Raw genomic sequence first — 17,667 nt, forward strand, 5'->3', positions numbered from 1 at the left:
CGTCAGGTTCAACCCAATTGACGTCTGCCCTTTTGGGTCGACATGCGGTGCAGGCCGGAGAGCCGCGGCGTGCGTTCCTTCACCGTTTCGACAAAGCGCCATTCGCTTGTCGCGCGGTCCGGCGTTAGTTCGACCAGCATATAGCCGCGGCGGCTGGTATCCGCCCATTTGAGGCCGGGGTTGGTCTGGCGCAGCGCGTTGGCGATGCTTTGCGGCGATGCGCCGGTGAAATAGGCTTCATAACCGGGTGAAGATACGCTTTGCCCTGCAAATTCGACGCCGGCCCGCTTGCCGTCATTGGACAGGTCAAACGCCCAGCCATTGTGGCTGTCACCGGTCAGGACAATCAGATCGGCATTGGCCTGTTGTGCGGCCCCCAATGAACGGGCGCGGGCGAGCGGATAGCCATCCCATGCGTCAAGACTGGTCGGGATGCCGGCCTTTGCCGCGATTGCGCCGCGGGCAACACGCTGGCGGATAAAGGCAGGGGTTTCGGGCGGCAGCCAGCTTGGCGTATCTTCGGGCTGGCGGACGGTGCCCATGATCGTTTGCTGCGCCCAGATGTTCCAGCTTTTGCCCGTGCGGCCAAATCCGTCGGCAAGCCATTTTTCCTGTGCGTCGCCCAGCATGGTGCGGGCAGGCGATTGCCAATCGCCACTGACGAAATCCTTCATTGCGGCCATCGTTGCGGCGCTGTCGGCGCCGCGCGGGACATCCATTTCGGCTGGCTTTGAACGGGCGCTGATGCGGCTTTCGGTGAGGAATATTTCACCCAGATCGCCAAGACGATAGCTGGACCAATAGGGGGTGTCGCCAAGGTCGCGGACCGGCATCCATTCGCGCCATGCCTGTTCGGCGATACGCTTGCGCATTTGCCAGTCGCCTTCGTGCGGCTGATGGTTTTGCGCACCATCGGCATAGGCGTCATTGGTGAATTCATGGTCGTCCCACATGCACAGCATCGGCACGCGTGCGTGCAGCGCCTGCAAATCCGGATCGGCGCGATAGCTGGCATAACGCAGGCGATAATCGGCCAGGCTGACAATTTCATTTGCCGGCTCGATCAGTCGGCCTGCCACAGCATCCTTGGTGGAGGGGTAATTGCCGCGCTGATATTCATAGATATAGTCGCCAAGGTGCAAAGCGAGATCGAAATCGCCCACCTGCGCTGCATGGGCATAGGCGTTGAACCAGCCAAAGGGCATGTTCGAACAGGAAAAGACCGCCATGCGGCAGCGGTCGACCTTGCCTGTCGGAAGGGTGCGTGTCTGCCCGGTCGGCGATACACTGCCATTGGCCGCGACAAAGCGATAATGATAGCGTTGACCGGGGGAAAGGCCGCCCAGAACGACCTTGGCAATATGATCGCGGGCGGGTGTGGCGCGCACTTCGGCAGCCGACAGGATTTTCCGGAAATCGGGCGTTTCGCTGATCTCTGCAATCAGTCTGGTTTCCGACTGTTCGGCGACAAAGCGTGTCCAGAGCAGGATTGAATCGGGGCCGGGTTCGCCGCTGGCAACACCATGGCTGAATCCCGGAGTGAGCGCGGCCTGCATCGCAGCGAGTGCGCCGCCGGGAAGGCTGATCGCGCCAAGGCCCAAAGTCCCGGTTTTGAGGAGCAGGCGGCGATCGAAAACAGAGGTCATTTATCCAAGAATCCCGAGAAAGAGCAAAATGGAGGCGAACAGTGCCAGCACAATCCAGATGAAAAGTGACAGGATCATTAAACGTAGCACGGCACTTGGCCGGCCAAAGCCATAAGCGTGGCGAAGTTGCTTGTAGAGGTGCAGCGGCGGAATCACGAAAAAGGCGAGGACCAGCCAGCCTTCGGATAGGCCGATCTTCGCCAATATCGCGACCGTCAGGAACAACAGGCTCATGAACGAGATTGAATAGGTGGCGAATACCGCATGGTCGTAGAAACGATGCCCGCGCACGCCAAGCGTCGCGAGCCACAGGAAGGGAAGTGAAAGCGGGATGAGCAGCCAAGCAAATTTATAGCCGTTCGACTGGAGTTTGTAGAGAGCCAGGCTGGGGTTGGCGACCGTCTTTTCAGCGGCATTGCGCACCCCTTCATCCAGCCATTTGATGCCGGTGACAGGGCCATTGAGCGCGGAGACGCTGATATTGCCATCGCGCGCGACGCTGTCGGCATCGCGATATTTGACCTTGCCGGTCTGGATCAGGGCGATGCCATTCCTTTCGCCTTTCAGATCTTGCAACTTGGCTTTCAGTCCAATTTTGTCTGCGGCAGCGACGTCAGGGTCGGCGATCTGATTCTGCGTGACCGCGATTTCGCTATCCAATTGCTTGGCCTGTTGCGCGATGTCGCGCTGCAGGTCGGGGCCGTTCGGACCGGAAAAAGGGCTGCCGATGAAGCTGAAGACTGCGAACATCAGGAATATCGAGAACAGGAACAACGCCATGGGCGATACGAATTTCGCGCGCTCGCCTGCGATATAGCGGCGTGTCAACTCGCCCGGGCGAAGTGCGAGCAGGGGGAGCGTGCGCCAGAATTTGCCATCGAAATGGAGGACCGAATGCAGGATATCGTGCCAGATGGCGGCAAGCGTACGGTGGACATGGGCGTGTTGCCCGCATTGGACGCAAAAGGGCCCGGAAAGCTGCGCGCCGCAATTGAGGCATGCCCCGCCCGCCGCGCCGCTGCCGGCGTTGCCCGCATTGTCTATCGCCGCGCCAAGCAGCGCGCCCTCTATCGCCGTTCCGGCGGCCTCCAATTCCCCTGACATGGCATGCGTTTAACAAAGCCTGTCCGGTGATGAAAGCAGGCTTTCGATACAGGCATTGTGACCGCTTGCCTTTTGCGCGCAATGCGGCACTGTGCGCCCAACAATTGTCAAACGCTTCAAAGAAATGCCATGCCTAGCCTGACTGCCCGCCTGATTTCTACCCTGCTTCGCACCACCGGTGTTGTGCGAAGGCGCTTTTCCGATGGCCCGGGTTTCGAAGGGCGGATCGCCGAAAGCCGGGAGAAGCAGCCATTTCCCACGGCCAAGATGCGCGCGCGCCTGGACGTTCGCGAAAGCCTGTTTGATGGCCGCAAGGTTTTTCGCATCGCCCCCAAAAACCGCCCGGTGACCGGCCAGATGCTCTTTTGGCATGGCGGCGGCTATGTCTATCCGGCAGCGGATATTCACTGGCAATTTTATGCGCATATGGCCGAAAAGCATGGCATCGTGACCACGGCGCCGCTCTATCCGCTCGCACCGGAGGCTGACGCCAAGGTCACTGTCGACTGGGCGCTGCGTTTCTATCGTGAATTCACGCCCGAAAGGGCAGGGCCGTTCGTCATGGGCGGTGACAGTGCAGGCGCGGGGCTGTGCGCGGCGGTTGCACATGCAGCCCGCGATGAGGCCGGGGTGCTGCCCAAAGCGCTCATCCTCATCTGTCCTTGGCTTGATGTTGCCATGACGCATCCTGACCAGAAGGTGATCGAACCGCGTGATGGCGTGCTGACCATTTCCGGCGCGCAGACTGCGGGACGCGTTTATGCTGGCGAATTGCCGCTCAACGACCCGCGCGTTGCGCCAATCCACGGCAATTGGGAAGGGCTGCCGCCCATTCTCTCCTTTGGCGGCGGCGACGATATATTGGTGCCCGATGCCCGGGCGCTAAAGGCGAAGGTGCCGACGACCGAATATGTGGAAGAGGCCGGGCTGATGCACGACTGGCCGATTTTTTTCCTGCCGGAAAGCCGCGTTGCGCAGGCGCGCATGGCCGAATTTATCGGGAAGCATCATAAATGAGTCCACCGGATACGGGGCTGCGCATCTGGTCCTATCGCTGCAAATTTGAAGTTGATGGCCTGCCTTGCCAGCTTGATTTCCGGTCCGGTTTCAAGGGTTCGCTCAGCCTGCTTTCGATCGCCGGCATAGAGCATGGCTGGGACAATACGCCCGTGCAGGGGCCCGAAGCCGCTCGCAACCACAAGATCCGGGCGCAATTGCCAAGCGGCAAGCAGATCGAGGTTGAAGCCGGATGTTTCAACTGGTGGAGCATTGCCATCGCGGTCCGCGTCGATGGCGAACTGGTGCACGAAAGCCACCCAGGACAGAAAATCGAAATGCCGGAACGGGCGCGCAAGATGCTGGTTTCCGAAAGCGGTGATGGCGAGCAGGATCCGGCCTATGATCTCGACAAGCTGAAGGCGAACCGCATTCCGATCGGCGTGGACATCATCCTTGGTCTGCTGTTCTTCGTCATCGGCAAATATGTCGGTTTGACAGAGGCAGCGCTGTTTGGTGCAGCGGCGGGGATCACTCTGATGATCGTGCAGCGCATTACGAAGATCGACCTTCTCGGCGGGCTTGCCAGTTTCGGGATCATCATGCTGTTGCTGTCGGCCGGTTTTGCTTGGTTCTTCCAAGATGACCAATGGGTGAAGCAACGCTCCACCATTGTTGGCCTGATCGGGGCGACTGCCTTTGTCACCGATGGATTGTTGGGCGGCAAATGGCTGGGCAAGGGCCTTTCGCGCTATGTGGCCTATAGCGACATCATTCCGGCGCGGCTTTCGCTGGCAATGGGAGTTGTCGGCGTGGTGATGGCGGCGCTAAACTGGATGGTAGCGCGGACATTCTCGACCGATATCTGGCTGTTCTACACCACATTCCTCGACTTTCTGCTGGTTTTCCTGATGGCGTTGGTCGCAGTGCAATGGTCGAGAGGGAGAAAGCTTATCTAGTTGCATAAAATGCAATTCAACTGATTTAGTTGACAATTGCATTGCGAGGCTTTGTCCTCTAATAGCGCCTGATAACGATAATATAAGGATGTCCGTTGGGTAATTCCTGACCTGCAGCCGGCATGCATAGCTGGCAAGGTCCAATAAGAAAGGACACCCCATGGAAAAGCTCTTCTCCCTCGTCGCTTCGCTGATGCTGAGCACGATGCTTTTCTCGGTCACGATCGTCTGATCGATTGACTGAAGCGCCCGCGGTAACCGCGCATGTCGTCCGTCACTGAGACTTGACGATATGCCAGGTTGCCGCTAAGCGCGCGCCTTCCTTGGGATAGCCTGCGAATCAGGCATCATGCCGAGGAAAATCTACATAGGCTGAACATCATGTATCAGGCCGGGCGGATCAAAGGCTGAGCCTCCGTCGCACCAACGGCTTGTATATGTGGAGTAACCGCTTGTCTTTTTAAGGTGAAGATATGCCGACTATTAACCAGCTGGTCCGCAAGGGCCGCGTTCCGCAGAAGGCCAAGTCAAAGGTCCCTGCAATGGATCAGAACCCGCAAAAGCGTGGTGTCTGCACCCGTGTTTATACCACGACTCCGAAAAAGCCGAACTCGGCGCTTCGTAAGGTTGCCAAGATCCGTCTGACCAACCAGCGCGAAGTCATTTCCTACATCCCGGGCGAAGGCCACAACCTGCAGGAGCACAGCGTTGTGCTTATCCGCGGTGGCCGTGTTCGCGACCTTCCCGGTGTCCGTTACCACGTCCTGCGCGGCGTGCTCGACACCCAGGGCGTTAAGGATCGCAAGCAGTCGCGTTCGAAATATGGCGCGAAGCGTCCTAAGTAAGATCGGGAGAACATAAGAAATGTCACGTCGTCGTCGTCCCGAAAAGCGCGTTATCCTTCCCGATCCCAAGTTCGGTGATATCGTCCTTTCCAAATTCATGAACAACCTGATGCTCGACGGGAAAAAGTCGGTTGCAGAGCGTATCGTCTATGGCGCGCTTGAAACCGTCGAAACCCGCGCCAAGAAGGATCCGGTTCAGCTCTTCCATGATGCGCTGAACAATGTGAAGCCCGGCATCGAAGTGCGCAGCCGCCGCGTCGGTGGTGCGACCTATCAGGTCCCCTGCGAAGTCCGTCCGGAACGTGCGCAGGCTCTTGCTATCCGCTGGCTGATCACGGCCGCGCGCAACCGCAGCGAAACCACTATGGCAGCTCGTCTGTCGGGTGAACTGATGGATGCCGCCAGCAACCGTGGAAACGCTGTCAAGAAGCGCGAAGACACGCACCGCATGGCAGAAGCCAACCGCGCCTTCGCACACTATCGCTGGTAAGCTGGCCTCGGCCAGTCAACGATAGCGTCATAAGCGAATATAGGGGGCCGGTTTCTGACCGGCCCCCGCAACTATAGGGCCCTACCGCCCTCTCACTGGAGTGAAGACCATGGCACGCAGCCATCCGTTGGAAAAATATCGCAATTTCGGCATCATGGCGCACATCGATGCCGGTAAGACCACGACGACCGAGCGTATCCTTTACTACACCGGCAAGTCCTACAAGATCGGCGAAGTCCATGACGGCGCTGCGACCATGGACTGGATGGAGCAGGAGCAGGAGCGTGGCATCACGATCACTTCAGCAGCAACCACCTGCTTCTGGAACGAACATCGCCTGAACATCATCGACACGCCGGGTCACGTTGACTTCACGATTGAAGTCGAACGTTCGCTGCGCGTGCTTGACGGCGCGGTTGCCGCGTTTGACGGCGTTGCCGGCGTTGAGCCGCAGTCGGAAACCGTTTGGCGCCAGGCTGACAAATATGGCGTTCCGCGGATGTGCTTCATCAACAAGCTCGACCGTACCGGTGCAAACTTCTATTATTGCGTACAGACGATCATCGACCGTCTGGGTGCAACCCCGGCTGTTCTTTATCTGCCCATCGGCGCAGAAAGCGATTTCAAGGGCCTGGTCGATCTGGTCGAAAACCGCGGTATCATCTGGAAGGATGAAAGCCTTGGCGCGGAATTCGAATATGTCGCAATTCCCGACGATCTTGCTGACAAGGCAGCCGAATATCGCGAAAAGCTGATCGAACTTGCCGTCGAGCAGGACGATGCCGCGATGGAAGCCTATCTGGATGGCAATGAACCCGACGTTGCAACGCTGAAGGCGCTGATCCGCAAGGGCACGCTGAACCAGTCGTTCGTCCCCGTTCTTTGCGGTTCGGCGTTCAAGAACAAGGGCGTGCAGCCGCTGCTCGACGCCGTTGTCGACTATCTGCCTTCGCCGCTCGACATTCCCGACGTACAGGGCGTGAAGATGGACAGCGACGAAAAGGATAGCCGTAAGGCTGCCGACGATGCGTCCTTTTCGGCACTCGCATTCAAGGTCATGAACGATCCGTTCGTGGGCTCGCTCACCTTCATCCGCATCTATTCGGGTACGCTCACCAAGGGCACCTACCTGAACTCGGTGAAGGACAAGAAGGAAAAGGTCGGCCGTATGCTCGAAATGCATGCGAACGAGCGTAAGGATATTGATGAAGCCTTTGCTGGCGACATCATCGCGCTTGCCGGCATGAAGGAAACCACCACCGGTGATACGCTGTGTGCCGAACGCGATCCGATCGTGCTTGAGCGCATGGAATTCCCCGAGCCGGTTATTGAATTGTCGGTTGAACCCAAAACCAAGGCTGACCAGGAAAAGATGGGCATCGCGCTCAACCGCCTGTCGGCTGAAGATCCCTCGTTCCGCGTTTCGACCGATCATGAATCGGGCCAGACGATCATCAAGGGCATGGGCGAACTTCACCTCGACATCATCGTCGATCGTATGCGTCGTGAATTCAAGGTCGAAGCCAATGTCGGCGCGCCGCAGGTTGCGTATCGCGAATATCTCGCTCGCCCTGTCGACGTTGACTATACCCACAAGAAGCAGTCGGGTGGTTCGGGCCAGTTCGGTCGCATCAAGTTCAAGGTGACTCCGGGCGAACGTGGCGCGGGCATCACCTTCACCGATGCGGTCAAGGGTGGTAACATTCCGAAGGAATATATCCCCGCCGTTGAAAAGGGCATGCGCGAAACCGCTGAAAGCGGTTCGCTTATCGGCTTCCCGATCATCGACTTTGACATCGAACTGTATGACGGCGCCTATCACGATGTCGACTCGTCGGCTCTGGCCTTCGAAATTGCAGGTCGTGCCGGTATGCGTGAAGCCGCGCAGAAGGCAGGCATCAAGCTTCTCGAACCGATCATGAAGGTCGAAGTCGTAACCCCGGAAGAATATCTGGGTGACGTCATCGGCGACATGAACTCGCGTCGCGGCATGATCCAGGGCACCGACACCCGCGGTAACGCACAGGTTGTCGAGTCCATGGTGCCGCTGGCCAACATGTTCGGCTATGTGAACCAGCTCCGCTCGTTCACACAGGGACGTGCCAACTACTCGATGCACTTTTCGCATTACGACGAAGTGCCGGCGAACGTCGCGGCCGAAGTCAAAGAGAAGCTTGCTTGACCGGCAATTAGAGACTAATGGCGGCGCCTGATTCAGCAGGCGTCGTCCCAACTGATCAACATACCAAATCGAAAAAGAAGGTTTGAAAAATGGCTAAAGCTAAATTTGAGCGGACGAAACCGCACTGCAACATCGGCACCATCGGTCACGTTGACCATGGCAAGACCACGCTGACCGCCGCGATCACCAAGGTGCTCGCTGAAACCGGTGGCGCTACTTTCACCGACTATGCCAACATCGACAAGGCTCCCGAAGAGCGCGAGCGCGGCATCACCATCTCGACCGCACACGTCGAGTATGAAACCGCCAACCGTCACTATGCGCACGTCGATTGCCCGGGTCACGCTGACTATGTGAAGAACATGATCACCGGTGCTGCCCAGATGGACGGCGCGATCCTCGTTGTGAACGCTGCTGACGGCCCGATGCCCCAGACCCGTGAGCACATCCTGCTTGCTCGTCAGGTCGGCGTTCCCGCACTCGTCGTTTACATGAACAAGGTCGACCAGGTCGATGACGCCGAAATCCTCGAGCTCGTCGAACTCGAAATCCGCGAACTGCTCAGCAGCTATGGCTTCGACGGCGACAGCATCCCCGTCATTCCGGGTTCGGCTCTTGCCGCTCTCGAAGGCCGTGACGACGCAATCGGCAAGGATTCGATCAACAAGCTGATGGCTGCTGTTGACGAATTCATCCCGCAGCCGCCGCGCCCGACCGACAAGCCGTTCCTGATGCCCGTCGAGGACGTGTTCTCGATCTCGGGTCGTGGTACCGTTGTGACCGGCCGTATCGAAACCGGCATCATCAAGGTTGGTGAAGAAGTCGAAATCGTCGGCATCAAGGACACCAAGAAGACGACCGTTACCGGCGTTGAAATGTTCCGCAAGCTGCTCGATCAGGGTGAAGCTGGCGACAACGTTGGCGCGCTGATCCGTGGCGTTGGCCGTGAAGAAGTCGAGCGTGGCCAGGTTCTGGCAAAGCCGGGTTCGGTTACGCCGCACACCGAATTTGCCGCTGAAGTTTATGTCCTTTCGAAGGACGAAGGCGGCCGTCACACGCCGTTCTTTGCGAACTATCGTCCGCAGTTCTACTTCCGCACCACCGACGTGACCGGCGAAGTGATCCTTCCCGAAGGCACCGAAATGGTCATGCCGGGCGACAACATCGCTCTCTCGGTCAAGCTGATCGCTCCGATCGCCATGGACGAAGGTCTCCGCTTCGCAATTCGCGAAGGCGGCCGCACCGTCGGTTCGGGGGTTGTCAGCAAGATCACGAAGTAATATAGGCCGCGCAGCCCGCCCGGTATCCTGATTCGTTCAGGGGACCGGGCGGGCCGGTTTATTTGAAATTCACAAACAGCTGTCCCGGCTTCCCGCTAAACCTTGGGTGGGTTGGGTTGGCTGTTTTCGCTCTTTGATATTGGTAGAAACAGGAATTGGGTCCATTTATGGAAACGCAGAATATTCGCATCCGTCTGAAAGCATTTGACCACCGCGTCCTCGATCAGGCGACCGGCGATATCGCAGACACTGCTCGCCGCACCGGCGCGCTTATCCGCGGCCCGATCCCCCTTCCTACCCGTATCGAAAAGTTCACCGTCAACCGTGGCCCGCACATCGACAAAAAGTCGCGCGAGCAGTTTGAGGTGCGCACCTACAAGCGGCTGCTCGACATTGTGCAGCCCACGCCGGCAACCGTCGATGCTCTGATGAAGCTTGACCTTGCAGCTGGCGTCGACGTCCAGATCAAGCTGGCCTAAGGGTCAGCACGACAAGGAATACCGCCGGGCACATCCGCAAGGAACAGCCCGGGCCGCGTTCCCCGTCTTGCCGAAATGCCTCTCAAGGCAGTCGGCTCCCAGCCCGGACGGGGCAATGCTTGAAAATTTGGGTTGGAACAGGCGTCACGCCCTCCTGGCAATAGTGCCAGCCGGGCCTCTGACATAAAGTGGAGTATGGATCATGCGTACTGGCGTGATCGCTAAAAAGATGGGCATGATGCGCCTCTTCAATGAAGATGGCCGCCACGTTCCCGTCACCGTGCTGGCGCTGGAAGGCTGCCAGGTGGTCGGTGCTCGCCGCGAAGAGAAGGATGGCTATTTTGCTGTCCGTCTTGGTGCAGGCGCCCGTAAAGCGAAAAATGTGAACAAGCCGCAACGCGGCGAATTTGCCAAGGCACAGGTTGAGCCCAAGGCTCGCGTTGCCGAATTCCGTGTCGAGAATGAAGATGGCCTGCTGCCCGTTGGCGCAACCATTTCGGCCGAGCATTTCATTGCTGGCCAGTTGGTGGACATCACCGGTCACACCCAGGGTAAGGGCTTTGCCGGCGCTATGAAGCGTTGGGGCTTCGGCGGTATGCGCGCCAGCCACGGTGTCTCGATCTCTCACCGTGCTCATGGTTCGACGGGTAACCGCCAGGATCCGGGTAAGGTTTTCAAGAACAAGAAGATGGCCGGTCACATGGGTGATCGCCAGCGCACGCAGCAGAACCTTGAAGTGGTTCGCACCGACGTTGCGCGCGGCCTGATCTTCGTCAAGGGCTCGGTCCCCGGTGCGAAGAATGCATGGTTGCTCGTGAAGGATGCCGTGAAGGTTTCAACGCCTGAGGGCGTCCCCTTCCCCGGAGCGCTTAAGAACGACAATGAAGTGGCGATCGAGGAAGAAACCATCGTCGCTGCCGTCGAAACCCCGGAAGCTGAAGTAGCTGCCGAGGCGCCCGCTGTCGAAACCGCTGCTGCAGAGGCTCCCGCCGCTGACGCAGGCGAAGAGAAGAAGGAGGGCTAAGCCATGAAGCTCAAGGTTCAAACCCTCGACGCCAAGGCAAAGGGTGACATCGAAGTCAGCGAAGCCGTGTTCGGTCTGGAACCGCGCGCGGACATCCTGCACCGTGTTGTTACCTGGCAGCGCGAAAAGGCACGCGGTACGGCTCGTCCGACCCGCGAGCGTTCGGAAGTTGCCCGCACCGGCAAGAAATTCGGTCGCCAGAAGGGCGGCGGTACGGCACGTCACGGCGACCGTGCAGCTCCGATCTTCATCGGCGGCGGTAAGGCCCATGGTGCCCGCCTGCGCGACTTTAACCCGTCGCTTAACAAGAAGATCCGTGCTCTTGGTCTCAAGATGGCGCTGTCGAGCAAGGCGAAGGCCGGCTCGCTGATCGTCCTCGAAGATCTGGACGTCAAGGACGGCAAGACCAAGGTTCTTGTTGAAAGCCTTGCAAAGCTCGGCTTCGGCAAGACCACGCTCGTCATCGACGGTGAAGGCGTGAACGACAATTTCCGCAAGGCTTCGGCAAATATCGTCGGCGTCAATGTGCTCCCCGCTGTGGGCGCCAACGTCTATGACATTCTGAAGCATGAAACGCTGGTCCTGACCCGCGCCGCGGTTGAGAAACTGGAGGCCCGTTTCAATGGCTAAGGATAAAGCAATCGACATCCGTCATTATGACGTGATCGTTGCGCCGCACATCACCGAGAAGGCGACGCTGCTCTCTGAAAACAACGCTGTTGTTTTCAAGGTGGCTGCTGACGCGACCAAGCCGCAGATCAAGGCGGCCGTCGAGGCGCTGTTCGACGTGAAGGTCAAGGGTGTGAACACCCTGGTGCAGAAGGGCAAGACCAAGCGCTGGCGCGGTAAGCCTTATGTGCGTTCAGACGTTAAAAAAGCCGTTGTGACGCTGGCCGAAGGCCAGTCGATCGACGTCACCACCGGTATCTAAGGGCAGGAAAATGGCACTCAAGAGCTACAAACCAACCAGCCCGGCGCGTCGCGGCCTCGTGCTTGTCGACCGTTCGAGCCTTTTCAAGGGCAAGCCCGTCAAGGCGCTGACCGAAGGCAAGAATAAGACCGGCGGACGCAACAACAAGGGTCACGTTACCTCGCGCGGTATCGGCGGCGGTCACAAGCAGCGTTATCGCATCGTCGATTTCAAGCGCCGCAAATGGGACATGCCGGCGGTGGTCGAGCGTCTGGAATATGACCCCAACCGCACCGCGTTCATCGCGCTGGTGAAATATGAAGATGGCGAAGTTGCCTACATCCTCGCGCCGCAGCGCCTGAATGTCGGTGACACCATCGTCGCAGGCGAAAAGACCGACGTAAAGCCGGGCAATGCGATGCTCCTGTCGCAGATGCCGGTTGGCACCATCTGTCACAATGTCGAGATGAAGCCGGGCAAGGGTGGCCAGATCGCCCGTTCGGCAGGCACTTATGTGCAGCTCGTCGGTCGTGATGGCGGCAAGGTCATCGTCCGTCTGAACTCGGGCGAACAGCGCTACATTCTGGGCAGCTGCATGGGCACGGTTGGCGCGGTTTCGAACCCCGACAACTCGAACCAGACGCTGGCCAAGGCAGGCCGCAACCGCTGGAAGGGCATCAAGCCGCTTACCCGCGGTGTTGCCAAGAACCCGGTCGACCACCCGCACGGCGGTGGTGAAGGCCGGACCTCGGGCGGTCGCCATCCGGTGACGCCATGGGGCAAGCCGACCAAGGGTGCACGCACCCGTTCGAACAAATCGACTGACAAGATGATCATCCGGTCACGTCATGCGAAGAAGAAGAGGTAAGTCATGGCTCGTTCCGTCTGGAAAGGTCCGTTCGTCGACCTTTATCTGCTGAAAAAGGCAGAAACCGCACAGGATGCCGGTGCAAAGGCTGGTCCGATCAAGACCTGGTCGCGCCGCTCGACCATCCTCCCGCAATTCGTTGGCCTGACGTTCAACGTCTATAATGGCCACAAGTTCGTGCCCGTCGCTGTCAATGAAGACATGGTCGGCCACAAGCTCGGCGAATTCGCTCCCACCCGTACCTATCATGGTCACGGCGCAGACAAGAAGGGCAAACGCTAATGGGTAAGCAAGCCGCCCCCCGTCGCGTTGGCGACAAGGAAGCTTTGGCTGTCGGCACCACCATTCGTGGTTCCGCCCAGAAGCTGAACCTGGTTGCTGCGCTGATCCGTGGCCGCAAGGTCGAAGAAGCGCTCAACATCCTCAGCTTCTCGAAGCGTGCGATGGCTGTTGATGCGAAGAAGGTGCTGGCTTCGGCCATCGCCAATGCGGAAAACAACCACAACCTTGACGTCGACAGCCTTGTCGTTGCCGAGGCCAGTGTTGGCAAGGCGCTGACCATGAAGCGTTTCCACGCTCGTGGTCGCGGTAAGTCGACCCGCATCATCAAACCTTTCAGCCGCCTGCGCATCGTCGTTCGCGAACAGCAAGAAGAGGCATAAGTCATGGGTCAGAAGAGCAATCCGATCGGCCTCCGCCTGCAGATCAACCGCACGTGGGACAGCCGCTGGTTCGCCGAAGGTGCGGACTATGGCCGCATGCTGCTGGAAGACATCAACATCCGCAAGTTCATCATGAAGACGCTGCCCCAGGCTGCGATTTCGAAGGTGGTGATCGAGCGTCCGGCCAAGCTGTGCCGCGTTTCGATCTATGCGGCGCGCCCCGGCGTGATCATCGGCAAAAAGGGTGCCGACATTGAGAAGCTGAAGAAAGCGATCGGCAAATATACCGACGCCGACGTCAGCCTCAACATTGTCGAAATCCGCAAGCCGGAAATCGACGCCAAGCTCGTTGCCCAGGGTGTTGCAGATCAGCTGATCCGCCGTATCGCATTCCGTCGTGCCATGAAGCGCGCGGTGCAGTCGGCGCTTCGCCTCGGTGCAGAAGGCATCAAGATCACCTGCGGTGGTCGTTTGGGCGGCGCGGAAATCGCCCGTACCGAATGGTATCGCGAAGGCCGCGTTCCGCTGCATACACTGCGTGCGAATGTCGACTATGCCGAAGCCGAAGCGCTCACCGCTTATGGCATCATCGGTATCAAGGTCTGGATCTTCAAGGGTGAAATCCTTGGCCATGATCCGATGGCGACCGATCGCTTGATGATGGAAGCTCAGACCTCGGGCGTTCGCCCGCAGTCTGACCGCCGCTGATAAGAGAATAGGCAAGCATCATGTTGCAACCTAAGAAAACCAAATTCCGCAAGCAGTTCAAGGGCCGCATCTCTGGCAATGCCAAGGGTGGAACCGAACTGAACTTCGGCAGCTATGGCCTGAAGGCCCTTGAGCCGGAGCGGATCACCGCGCGTCAGATCGAAGCTGCGCGTCGTGCCATCACCCGTCACATCAAGCGTCAGGGTCGTCTCTGGATCCGCGTGTTCCCCGACGTGCCTGTATCGAAAAAGCCTGCCGAAGTTCGTCAGGGTAAAGGTAAGGGCTCGGTCGAATATTGGGCAGCCAAGGTTAAGCCTGGCCGCATCCTGTTCGAACTCGATGGCGTTCCCGGCCAGATCGCTGCCGTGGCATTCAGCCGTGCGGCAATGAAGCTGCCGATCAAGACCAAGGTCGTTGCCCGTCTGGGTGACACCTCGCACCTGGGAGCCGAAGGATGAGCAAGACCGAAGACCTGCGCGTCAAGACTGACGACCAGCTCGCTGCGCAGTTGAGCGAACTGAAGCGTGAGCAGTTTAACCTGCGCTTTCAGGGTGCCACCGGCCAGCTTGAAAAGCCGGCTCGCATCCGCGAAGTGCGCCGCGACATCGCGCGTATCAAAACCCTGCAGGGCGAGCGTTCCAACGCTGCCAAGCAATCGGCATAAGGAGGCAACAACCGATGCCTAAACGTATTCTTACCGGCACTGTGGTGTCCGACAAGAACGACAAGACGGTCGTTGTGCTCGTCGAGCGCAAGGTGAAGCACCCGCTTTACGGCAAGATCATCCGTCGTTCGAAGAAATATCATGCGCATGACGAGTCGAACTCGGCTGTTGCGGGTGAAGTGGTTCGCATTCAGGAATGCGCGCCTATTTCGAAGAACAAGACCTGGAAGCTGGTTGAGCGGGTTACCGCTGCTGCCACTCCGGCTGCTGAACTCGCGGAAGGTTAAGCCATGATCCAGATGCAATCCAATCTCGATGTGGCTGACAACAGCGGCGCCAAGCGCGTCCAGTGCATCAAGGTTCTCGGCGGTTCCAAGCGTCGTACTGCTGGCGTTGGCGACATCATCGTGGTGTCGATCAAGGAAGCCCAGCCGCGCGGCAAGGTGAAGAAGGGCGACGTCCACAAGGCCGTCATCGTTCGCACCCGCAAGGACATCCGTCGCGCCGATGGTTCGGTCATCCGTTTCGATACCAATGCTGCCGTTCTGATCGGTAACAACAAGGAACCGATCGGTACGCGTATCTTTGGCCCCGTTGTTCGTGAACTGCGTGCCAAGAACCACATGAAAATCATCAGCTTGGCACCGGAGGTGCTGTAATCATGGCTATGGCAAAGATCAAAAAGGGTGACACGGTTGTCGTGCTCGCCGGCAAGGACAAGGGCAAGACTGGCGAAGTCACCCGCGTCGACCCCAAGGCGTCGAAAGTCGTCGTCGCGGGCGTCAATGTTGCCGTGCGTCATCGCAAGCCGACCCAGGCTAACCCGCAGGGCGGCCTCGACCGGTTCGAAGCTCCGCTGCACGTCTCGAACGTAGCGCTTGCCGACCCCAAGTCGGGCAAGGCGACCCGCGTTCGTATTGAAACCGGCACCGACGGCAAGAAGGTTCGCGTCGCCGTGAAGTCCGGGGAGAAGATCGATGGCTGACAAATATACGCCGCGCCTTAAGCAGCGTTATGAAGAGGTGATCGCTGCGGCGATGACCGAGAAATTCGGCTACGCCAATCGCTTGGCAGTGCCGAAGATCGAAAAGATCACGCTCAACATGGGTGTGGGCGAGGGTTCGCAAGACAAGAAGAAGGTTACGACCGCACTTGAGGAAATGAAGCTGATCGCTGGCCAGCAGCCGGTTGTCACGCGTGCCCGCAAGTCGATCGCCGGCTTCAAGCTGCGCGAAGGCATGCCGATCGGTGTCAAGGTGACACTGCGCGGCGCCCGCATGTATGAATTTCTGGATCGTCTCGTCACGATCGCGATGCCCCGCATCCGCGACTTCCGTGGCCTGAACCCGAACAGCTTTGACGGCCGTGGCAACTTCGCCATGGGTCTGAAAGAGCAGATCATCTTTCCGGAAATCAGCTATGACGCAATCGATACCGTCCGCGGTATGGATGTCATCGTAACCACCACCGCCAACAGCGACGACGAAGCCCGTGAGCTTCTCCGCCTGTTCGGCTTCCCCTTCCCGCAAGAACAAGCAGAGGAAAAGGAAGCGGCATAATGTCCGCTTTCGCCCTCTTGTCAGAAAGGACGAGAACTTAAGTCATGGCGAAACTGAGTTCCATTAATAAGAATGAGCGTCGCAAGAAGCTCGTCAAGAAATATGCAGGGCAATATGCCCGGCTGAAGGCAATTGCCAATGACGAGTCGAAAGACGACAGCGAGCGCCTGATCGCGCGCCTGAAACTGGCCGAGATCCCGCGCAACGGAAACCCGACCCGCGTTCGCAATCGTTGCGAAACCACGGGCCGCCCCCGCGCTTATTACCGCAAATTCCGGCTCTGCCGTATCCAGTTGCGCGATCTGGCCAATAAGGGCCTGATCCCCGGCGTGACGAAATCGAGCTGGTAAGGGATAGAGAAAATGGCATTGACCGATCCTTTGGGTGATATGCTCACCCGTATCCGCAACGGCCAGCGCGCGAAGAAAGACTCTGTCGTTTCGCCCGCTTCGAAGTTGCGTACCCGCGTCCTCGACGTGTTGCAGCGCGAAGGCTACATCCGTGGCTATAGCGAAGAAGATCTGGGCGCCCACAAGGGCCTGCGCATCGAACTGAAATATTTCGAGGGCCAGCCCGCGATCCAGCATGTTGCCCGCGTTTCAAAGCCGGGGCGCCGTGTCTATTCGGGCAGCTCGGAACTTCCGATCGTCCGCAACGGTCTCGGTATCACCATCGTTTCGACCCCTAAGGGCGTGCTTTCGGATGCCGAAGCGCGCGCACAGAATGTGGGCGGCGAAATCCTGGCGGAGGTGTTCTAATGAGCCGCATTGGTAAGAAACCCGTTGCCATTCCTGCTGGCGTAACTGCCAGCACGGCTGATGGCGTGCTTTCGGTGAAGGGCCCCAAGGGCCAACTCACCATGCCGATGAGCGACCTGATCTCTTATGAGATCAAGGACGAGGGCGTGTCGGTGCAGCCTGCTAACAAGAGCAAGGAAGCACGTGCATTCTGGGGCATGCAGCGTACGCTGGTGCAGAACCTGGTGACCGGCGTGACCGAAGGCTTCACAAAGGTCCTCGAAATCACCGGCGTCGGCTATCGCGCGACGGCTCAGGGTGCGACCCTGAAGCTGCAGCTTGGCTACAGCCATGATGTGAACTTCGACGTTCCGGAAGGCATCGAAATCAAGACTCCCGATAACACCACGGTGGAAATCACGGGAATCGACAAGCAGAAGGTTGGGCAGGTTGCTGCCGAAATCCGCCGCTGGAGGAAGCCGGAGCCTTATAAGGGCAAGGGCATCAAATATCGCGGCGAATATATCTTCCGCAAAGAAGGGAAGAAGAAATAA

General features: G+C 58.6%; 25 protein-coding genes. 23 read left to right on the plus strand and 2 right to left on the minus strand.

Annotated features, from left to right (window positions below; translation table 11 throughout):
* Positions 1-8 precede the first annotated feature (8 nt).
* Positions 9-1,646, minus strand: a complete 1,638-nt coding sequence (locus tag RSE16_06375) for an alkaline phosphatase D family protein (GenBank protein WRH77084.1) — start codon at positions 1,644-1,646, stop codon at positions 9-11.
* Positions 1,647-2,750, minus strand: coding sequence for a DUF3667 domain-containing protein (locus RSE16_06380; GenBank protein WRH77085.1), 1,104 nt, complete (start codon positions 2,748-2,750; stop codon positions 1,647-1,649).
* Positions 2,751-2,879: 129 nt separating this feature from the next.
* Here RSE16_06380 and RSE16_06385 point away from each other — a divergent pair, with 129 nt between their 5' ends.
* From RSE16_06385 to rplF, 23 genes are all read left to right on the plus strand, one after another.
* Positions 2,880-3,767, plus strand: coding sequence for an alpha/beta hydrolase (locus tag RSE16_06385; protein ID WRH77086.1), 888 nt, complete (start codon positions 2,880-2,882; stop codon positions 3,765-3,767).
* Positions 3,764-4,705: a septation protein IspZ gene (locus RSE16_06390; protein ID WRH77087.1), complete on the plus strand. Its 942-nt coding sequence runs from the start codon at positions 3,764-3,766 to the stop codon at positions 4,703-4,705. The genes RSE16_06385 and RSE16_06390 overlap by 4 nt, the downstream gene beginning before the upstream one ends.
* A 473-nt stretch (positions 4,706-5,178) precedes the next feature.
* Complete coding sequence (gene rpsL / locus RSE16_06395; protein ID WRH77088.1) at positions 5,179-5,550, plus strand: 30S ribosomal protein S12; 372 nt, start codon at positions 5,179-5,181, stop codon at positions 5,548-5,550.
* Positions 5,551-5,569: 19 nt separating this feature from the next.
* Complete coding sequence (rpsG, locus tag RSE16_06400; GenBank protein ID WRH77089.1) at positions 5,570-6,040, plus strand: 30S ribosomal protein S7; 471 nt, start codon at positions 5,570-5,572, stop codon at positions 6,038-6,040.
* 109 nt (positions 6,041-6,149) lie between these two features.
* Positions 6,150-8,222 (plus strand): elongation factor G, encoded by a 2,073-nt coding sequence (gene fusA / locus RSE16_06405; GenBank protein ID WRH77090.1) that lies wholly within the window; start codon positions 6,150-6,152, stop codon positions 8,220-8,222.
* An 89-nt stretch (positions 8,223-8,311) separates the two neighbouring features.
* Positions 8,312-9,502 carry an elongation factor Tu gene (tuf, locus tag RSE16_06410; GenBank protein ID WRH77091.1) on the plus strand — a complete coding sequence of 397 codons (1,191 nt, stop codon included), beginning with the start codon at positions 8,312-8,314 and terminating at the stop codon, positions 9,500-9,502.
* Positions 9,503-9,669: 167 nt separating this feature from the next.
* A complete protein-coding gene (gene rpsJ / locus RSE16_06415; protein ID WRH77092.1) occupies positions 9,670-9,981 on the plus strand; it encodes a 30S ribosomal protein S10 in 312 nt (103 codons plus the stop codon).
* 202 nt (positions 9,982-10,183) lie between these two features.
* Positions 10,184-11,005, plus strand: a complete 822-nt coding sequence (rplC, locus tag RSE16_06420; protein ID WRH77093.1) for a 50S ribosomal protein L3 — start codon at positions 10,184-10,186, stop codon at positions 11,003-11,005.
* Positions 11,006-11,008: 3 nt separating this feature from the next.
* Complete coding sequence (gene rplD / locus RSE16_06425; protein ID WRH77094.1) at positions 11,009-11,635, plus strand: 50S ribosomal protein L4; 627 nt, start codon at positions 11,009-11,011, stop codon at positions 11,633-11,635.
* On the plus strand, positions 11,628-11,936 hold the full coding sequence (locus RSE16_06430) for a 50S ribosomal protein L23 (protein ID WRH77095.1): 309 nt from the start codon (positions 11,628-11,630) through the stop codon (positions 11,934-11,936). Before rplD ends, RSE16_06430 begins: the two co-directional genes overlap by 8 nt.
* 10 nt (positions 11,937-11,946) lie before the next feature.
* On the plus strand, positions 11,947-12,783 hold the full coding sequence (gene rplB, locus RSE16_06435) for a 50S ribosomal protein L2 (GenBank protein WRH77096.1): 837 nt from the start codon (positions 11,947-11,949) through the stop codon (positions 12,781-12,783).
* 3 nt (positions 12,784-12,786) lie between these two features.
* A complete protein-coding gene (gene rpsS, locus RSE16_06440; protein ID WRH77097.1) occupies positions 12,787-13,065 on the plus strand; it encodes a 30S ribosomal protein S19 in 279 nt (92 codons plus the stop codon).
* Positions 13,065-13,445, plus strand: coding sequence for a 50S ribosomal protein L22 (gene rplV, locus RSE16_06445; protein ID WRH77098.1), 381 nt, complete (start codon positions 13,065-13,067; stop codon positions 13,443-13,445). Before rpsS ends, rplV begins: the two co-directional genes overlap by 1 nt.
* A 3-nt stretch (positions 13,446-13,448) precedes the next feature.
* On the plus strand, positions 13,449-14,153 hold the full coding sequence (gene rpsC, locus RSE16_06450; GenBank protein WRH77099.1) for a 30S ribosomal protein S3: 705 nt from the start codon (positions 13,449-13,451) through the stop codon (positions 14,151-14,153).
* Positions 14,154-14,173: 20 nt separating this feature from the next.
* Positions 14,174-14,611 (plus strand): 50S ribosomal protein L16, encoded by a 438-nt coding sequence (gene rplP, locus RSE16_06455; GenBank protein WRH77100.1) that lies wholly within the window; start codon positions 14,174-14,176, stop codon positions 14,609-14,611.
* Positions 14,608-14,817, plus strand: coding sequence for a 50S ribosomal protein L29 (rpmC, locus tag RSE16_06460; protein WRH77101.1), 210 nt, complete (start codon positions 14,608-14,610; stop codon positions 14,815-14,817). Before rplP ends, rpmC begins: the two co-directional genes overlap by 4 nt.
* Positions 14,818-14,831: 14 nt before the next feature.
* Positions 14,832-15,104: a 30S ribosomal protein S17 gene (rpsQ, locus tag RSE16_06465; protein WRH77102.1), complete on the plus strand. Its 273-nt coding sequence runs from the start codon at positions 14,832-14,834 to the stop codon at positions 15,102-15,104.
* A 3-nt stretch (positions 15,105-15,107) separates the two neighbouring features.
* The gene (gene rplN / locus RSE16_06470) at positions 15,108-15,476 is read left to right on the plus strand and encodes a 50S ribosomal protein L14 (protein ID WRH77103.1); all 369 of its coding nucleotides are present in this window, start codon (positions 15,108-15,110) and stop codon (positions 15,474-15,476) included.
* A gap of 2 nt (positions 15,477-15,478) precedes the next feature.
* On the plus strand, positions 15,479-15,802 hold the full coding sequence (rplX, locus tag RSE16_06475; protein WRH77104.1) for a 50S ribosomal protein L24: 324 nt from the start codon (positions 15,479-15,481) through the stop codon (positions 15,800-15,802).
* The gene (gene rplE / locus RSE16_06480; protein ID WRH77105.1) at positions 15,795-16,376 is read left to right on the plus strand and encodes a 50S ribosomal protein L5; all 582 of its coding nucleotides are present in this window, start codon (positions 15,795-15,797) and stop codon (positions 16,374-16,376) included. Before rplX ends, rplE begins: the two co-directional genes overlap by 8 nt.
* 44 nt (positions 16,377-16,420) lie before the next feature.
* A complete protein-coding gene (gene rpsN / locus RSE16_06485) occupies positions 16,421-16,726 on the plus strand; it encodes a 30S ribosomal protein S14 (protein WRH77106.1) in 306 nt (101 codons plus the stop codon).
* A 12-nt stretch (positions 16,727-16,738) separates the two neighbouring features.
* The gene (rpsH, locus tag RSE16_06490; protein WRH77107.1) at positions 16,739-17,134 is read left to right on the plus strand and encodes a 30S ribosomal protein S8; all 396 of its coding nucleotides are present in this window, start codon (positions 16,739-16,741) and stop codon (positions 17,132-17,134) included.
* Complete coding sequence (gene rplF / locus RSE16_06495) at positions 17,134-17,667, plus strand: 50S ribosomal protein L6 (GenBank protein ID WRH77108.1); 534 nt, start codon at positions 17,134-17,136, stop codon at positions 17,665-17,667. Before rpsH ends, rplF begins: the two co-directional genes overlap by 1 nt.

The sequence above is a fragment of the Sphingobium sp. genome (assembly GCA_035196065.1).
In the GTDB taxonomy this organism is placed as follows: Bacteria; Pseudomonadota; Alphaproteobacteria; order Sphingomonadales; family Sphingomonadaceae; genus Sphingorhabdus_B; species Sphingorhabdus_B rara.

Coding starts and splice junctions, on each gene's coding strand:
- rpsQ (WRH77102.1), top strand. CDS start 14,832: ATGCCTAAACGTATTCTTACCGGCACTGTGGTGTCCGACAAGAACGAC.
- RSE16_06385 (WRH77086.1), top strand. CDS start 2,880: ATGCCTAGCCTGACTGCCCGCCTGATTTCTACCCTGCTTCGCACCACC.
- tuf (WRH77091.1), top strand. CDS start 8,312: ATGGCTAAAGCTAAATTTGAGCGGACGAAACCGCACTGCAACATCGGC.
- rplX (WRH77104.1), top strand. CDS start 15,479: ATGGCTATGGCAAAGATCAAAAAGGGTGACACGGTTGTCGTGCTCGCC.
- rplV (WRH77098.1), top strand. CDS start 13,065: ATGGGTAAGCAAGCCGCCCCCCGTCGCGTTGGCGACAAGGAAGCTTTG.
- fusA (WRH77090.1), top strand. CDS start 6,150: ATGGCACGCAGCCATCCGTTGGAAAAATATCGCAATTTCGGCATCATG.
- rplF (WRH77108.1), top strand. CDS start 17,134: ATGAGCCGCATTGGTAAGAAACCCGTTGCCATTCCTGCTGGCGTAACT.
- rplN (WRH77103.1), top strand. CDS start 15,108: ATGATCCAGATGCAATCCAATCTCGATGTGGCTGACAACAGCGGCGCC.
- rplP (WRH77100.1), top strand. CDS start 14,174: ATGTTGCAACCTAAGAAAACCAAATTCCGCAAGCAGTTCAAGGGCCGC.
- rpsJ (WRH77092.1), top strand. CDS start 9,670: ATGGAAACGCAGAATATTCGCATCCGTCTGAAAGCATTTGACCACCGC.
- rpsC (WRH77099.1), top strand. CDS start 13,449: ATGGGTCAGAAGAGCAATCCGATCGGCCTCCGCCTGCAGATCAACCGC.
- rpmC (WRH77101.1), top strand. CDS start 14,608: ATGAGCAAGACCGAAGACCTGCGCGTCAAGACTGACGACCAGCTCGCT.
- rplC (WRH77093.1), top strand. CDS start 10,184: ATGCGTACTGGCGTGATCGCTAAAAAGATGGGCATGATGCGCCTCTTC.
- rplB (WRH77096.1), top strand. CDS start 11,947: ATGGCACTCAAGAGCTACAAACCAACCAGCCCGGCGCGTCGCGGCCTC.
- RSE16_06390 (WRH77087.1), top strand. CDS start 3,764: ATGAGTCCACCGGATACGGGGCTGCGCATCTGGTCCTATCGCTGCAAA.
- RSE16_06380 (WRH77085.1), bottom strand. CDS start 2,750: ATGTCAGGGGAATTGGAGGCCGCCGGAACGGCGATAGAGGGCGCGCTG.
- rpsL (WRH77088.1), top strand. CDS start 5,179: ATGCCGACTATTAACCAGCTGGTCCGCAAGGGCCGCGTTCCGCAGAAG.
- rpsN (WRH77106.1), top strand. CDS start 16,421: ATGGCGAAACTGAGTTCCATTAATAAGAATGAGCGTCGCAAGAAGCTC.
- rpsH (WRH77107.1), top strand. CDS start 16,739: ATGGCATTGACCGATCCTTTGGGTGATATGCTCACCCGTATCCGCAAC.
- RSE16_06375 (WRH77084.1), bottom strand. CDS start 1,646: ATGACCTCTGTTTTCGATCGCCGCCTGCTCCTCAAAACCGGGACTTTG.
- RSE16_06430 (WRH77095.1), top strand. CDS start 11,628: ATGGCTAAGGATAAAGCAATCGACATCCGTCATTATGACGTGATCGTT.
- rpsG (WRH77089.1), top strand. CDS start 5,570: ATGTCACGTCGTCGTCGTCCCGAAAAGCGCGTTATCCTTCCCGATCCC.
- rpsS (WRH77097.1), top strand. CDS start 12,787: ATGGCTCGTTCCGTCTGGAAAGGTCCGTTCGTCGACCTTTATCTGCTG.
- rplD (WRH77094.1), top strand. CDS start 11,009: ATGAAGCTCAAGGTTCAAACCCTCGACGCCAAGGCAAAGGGTGACATC.
- rplE (WRH77105.1), top strand. CDS start 15,795: ATGGCTGACAAATATACGCCGCGCCTTAAGCAGCGTTATGAAGAGGTG.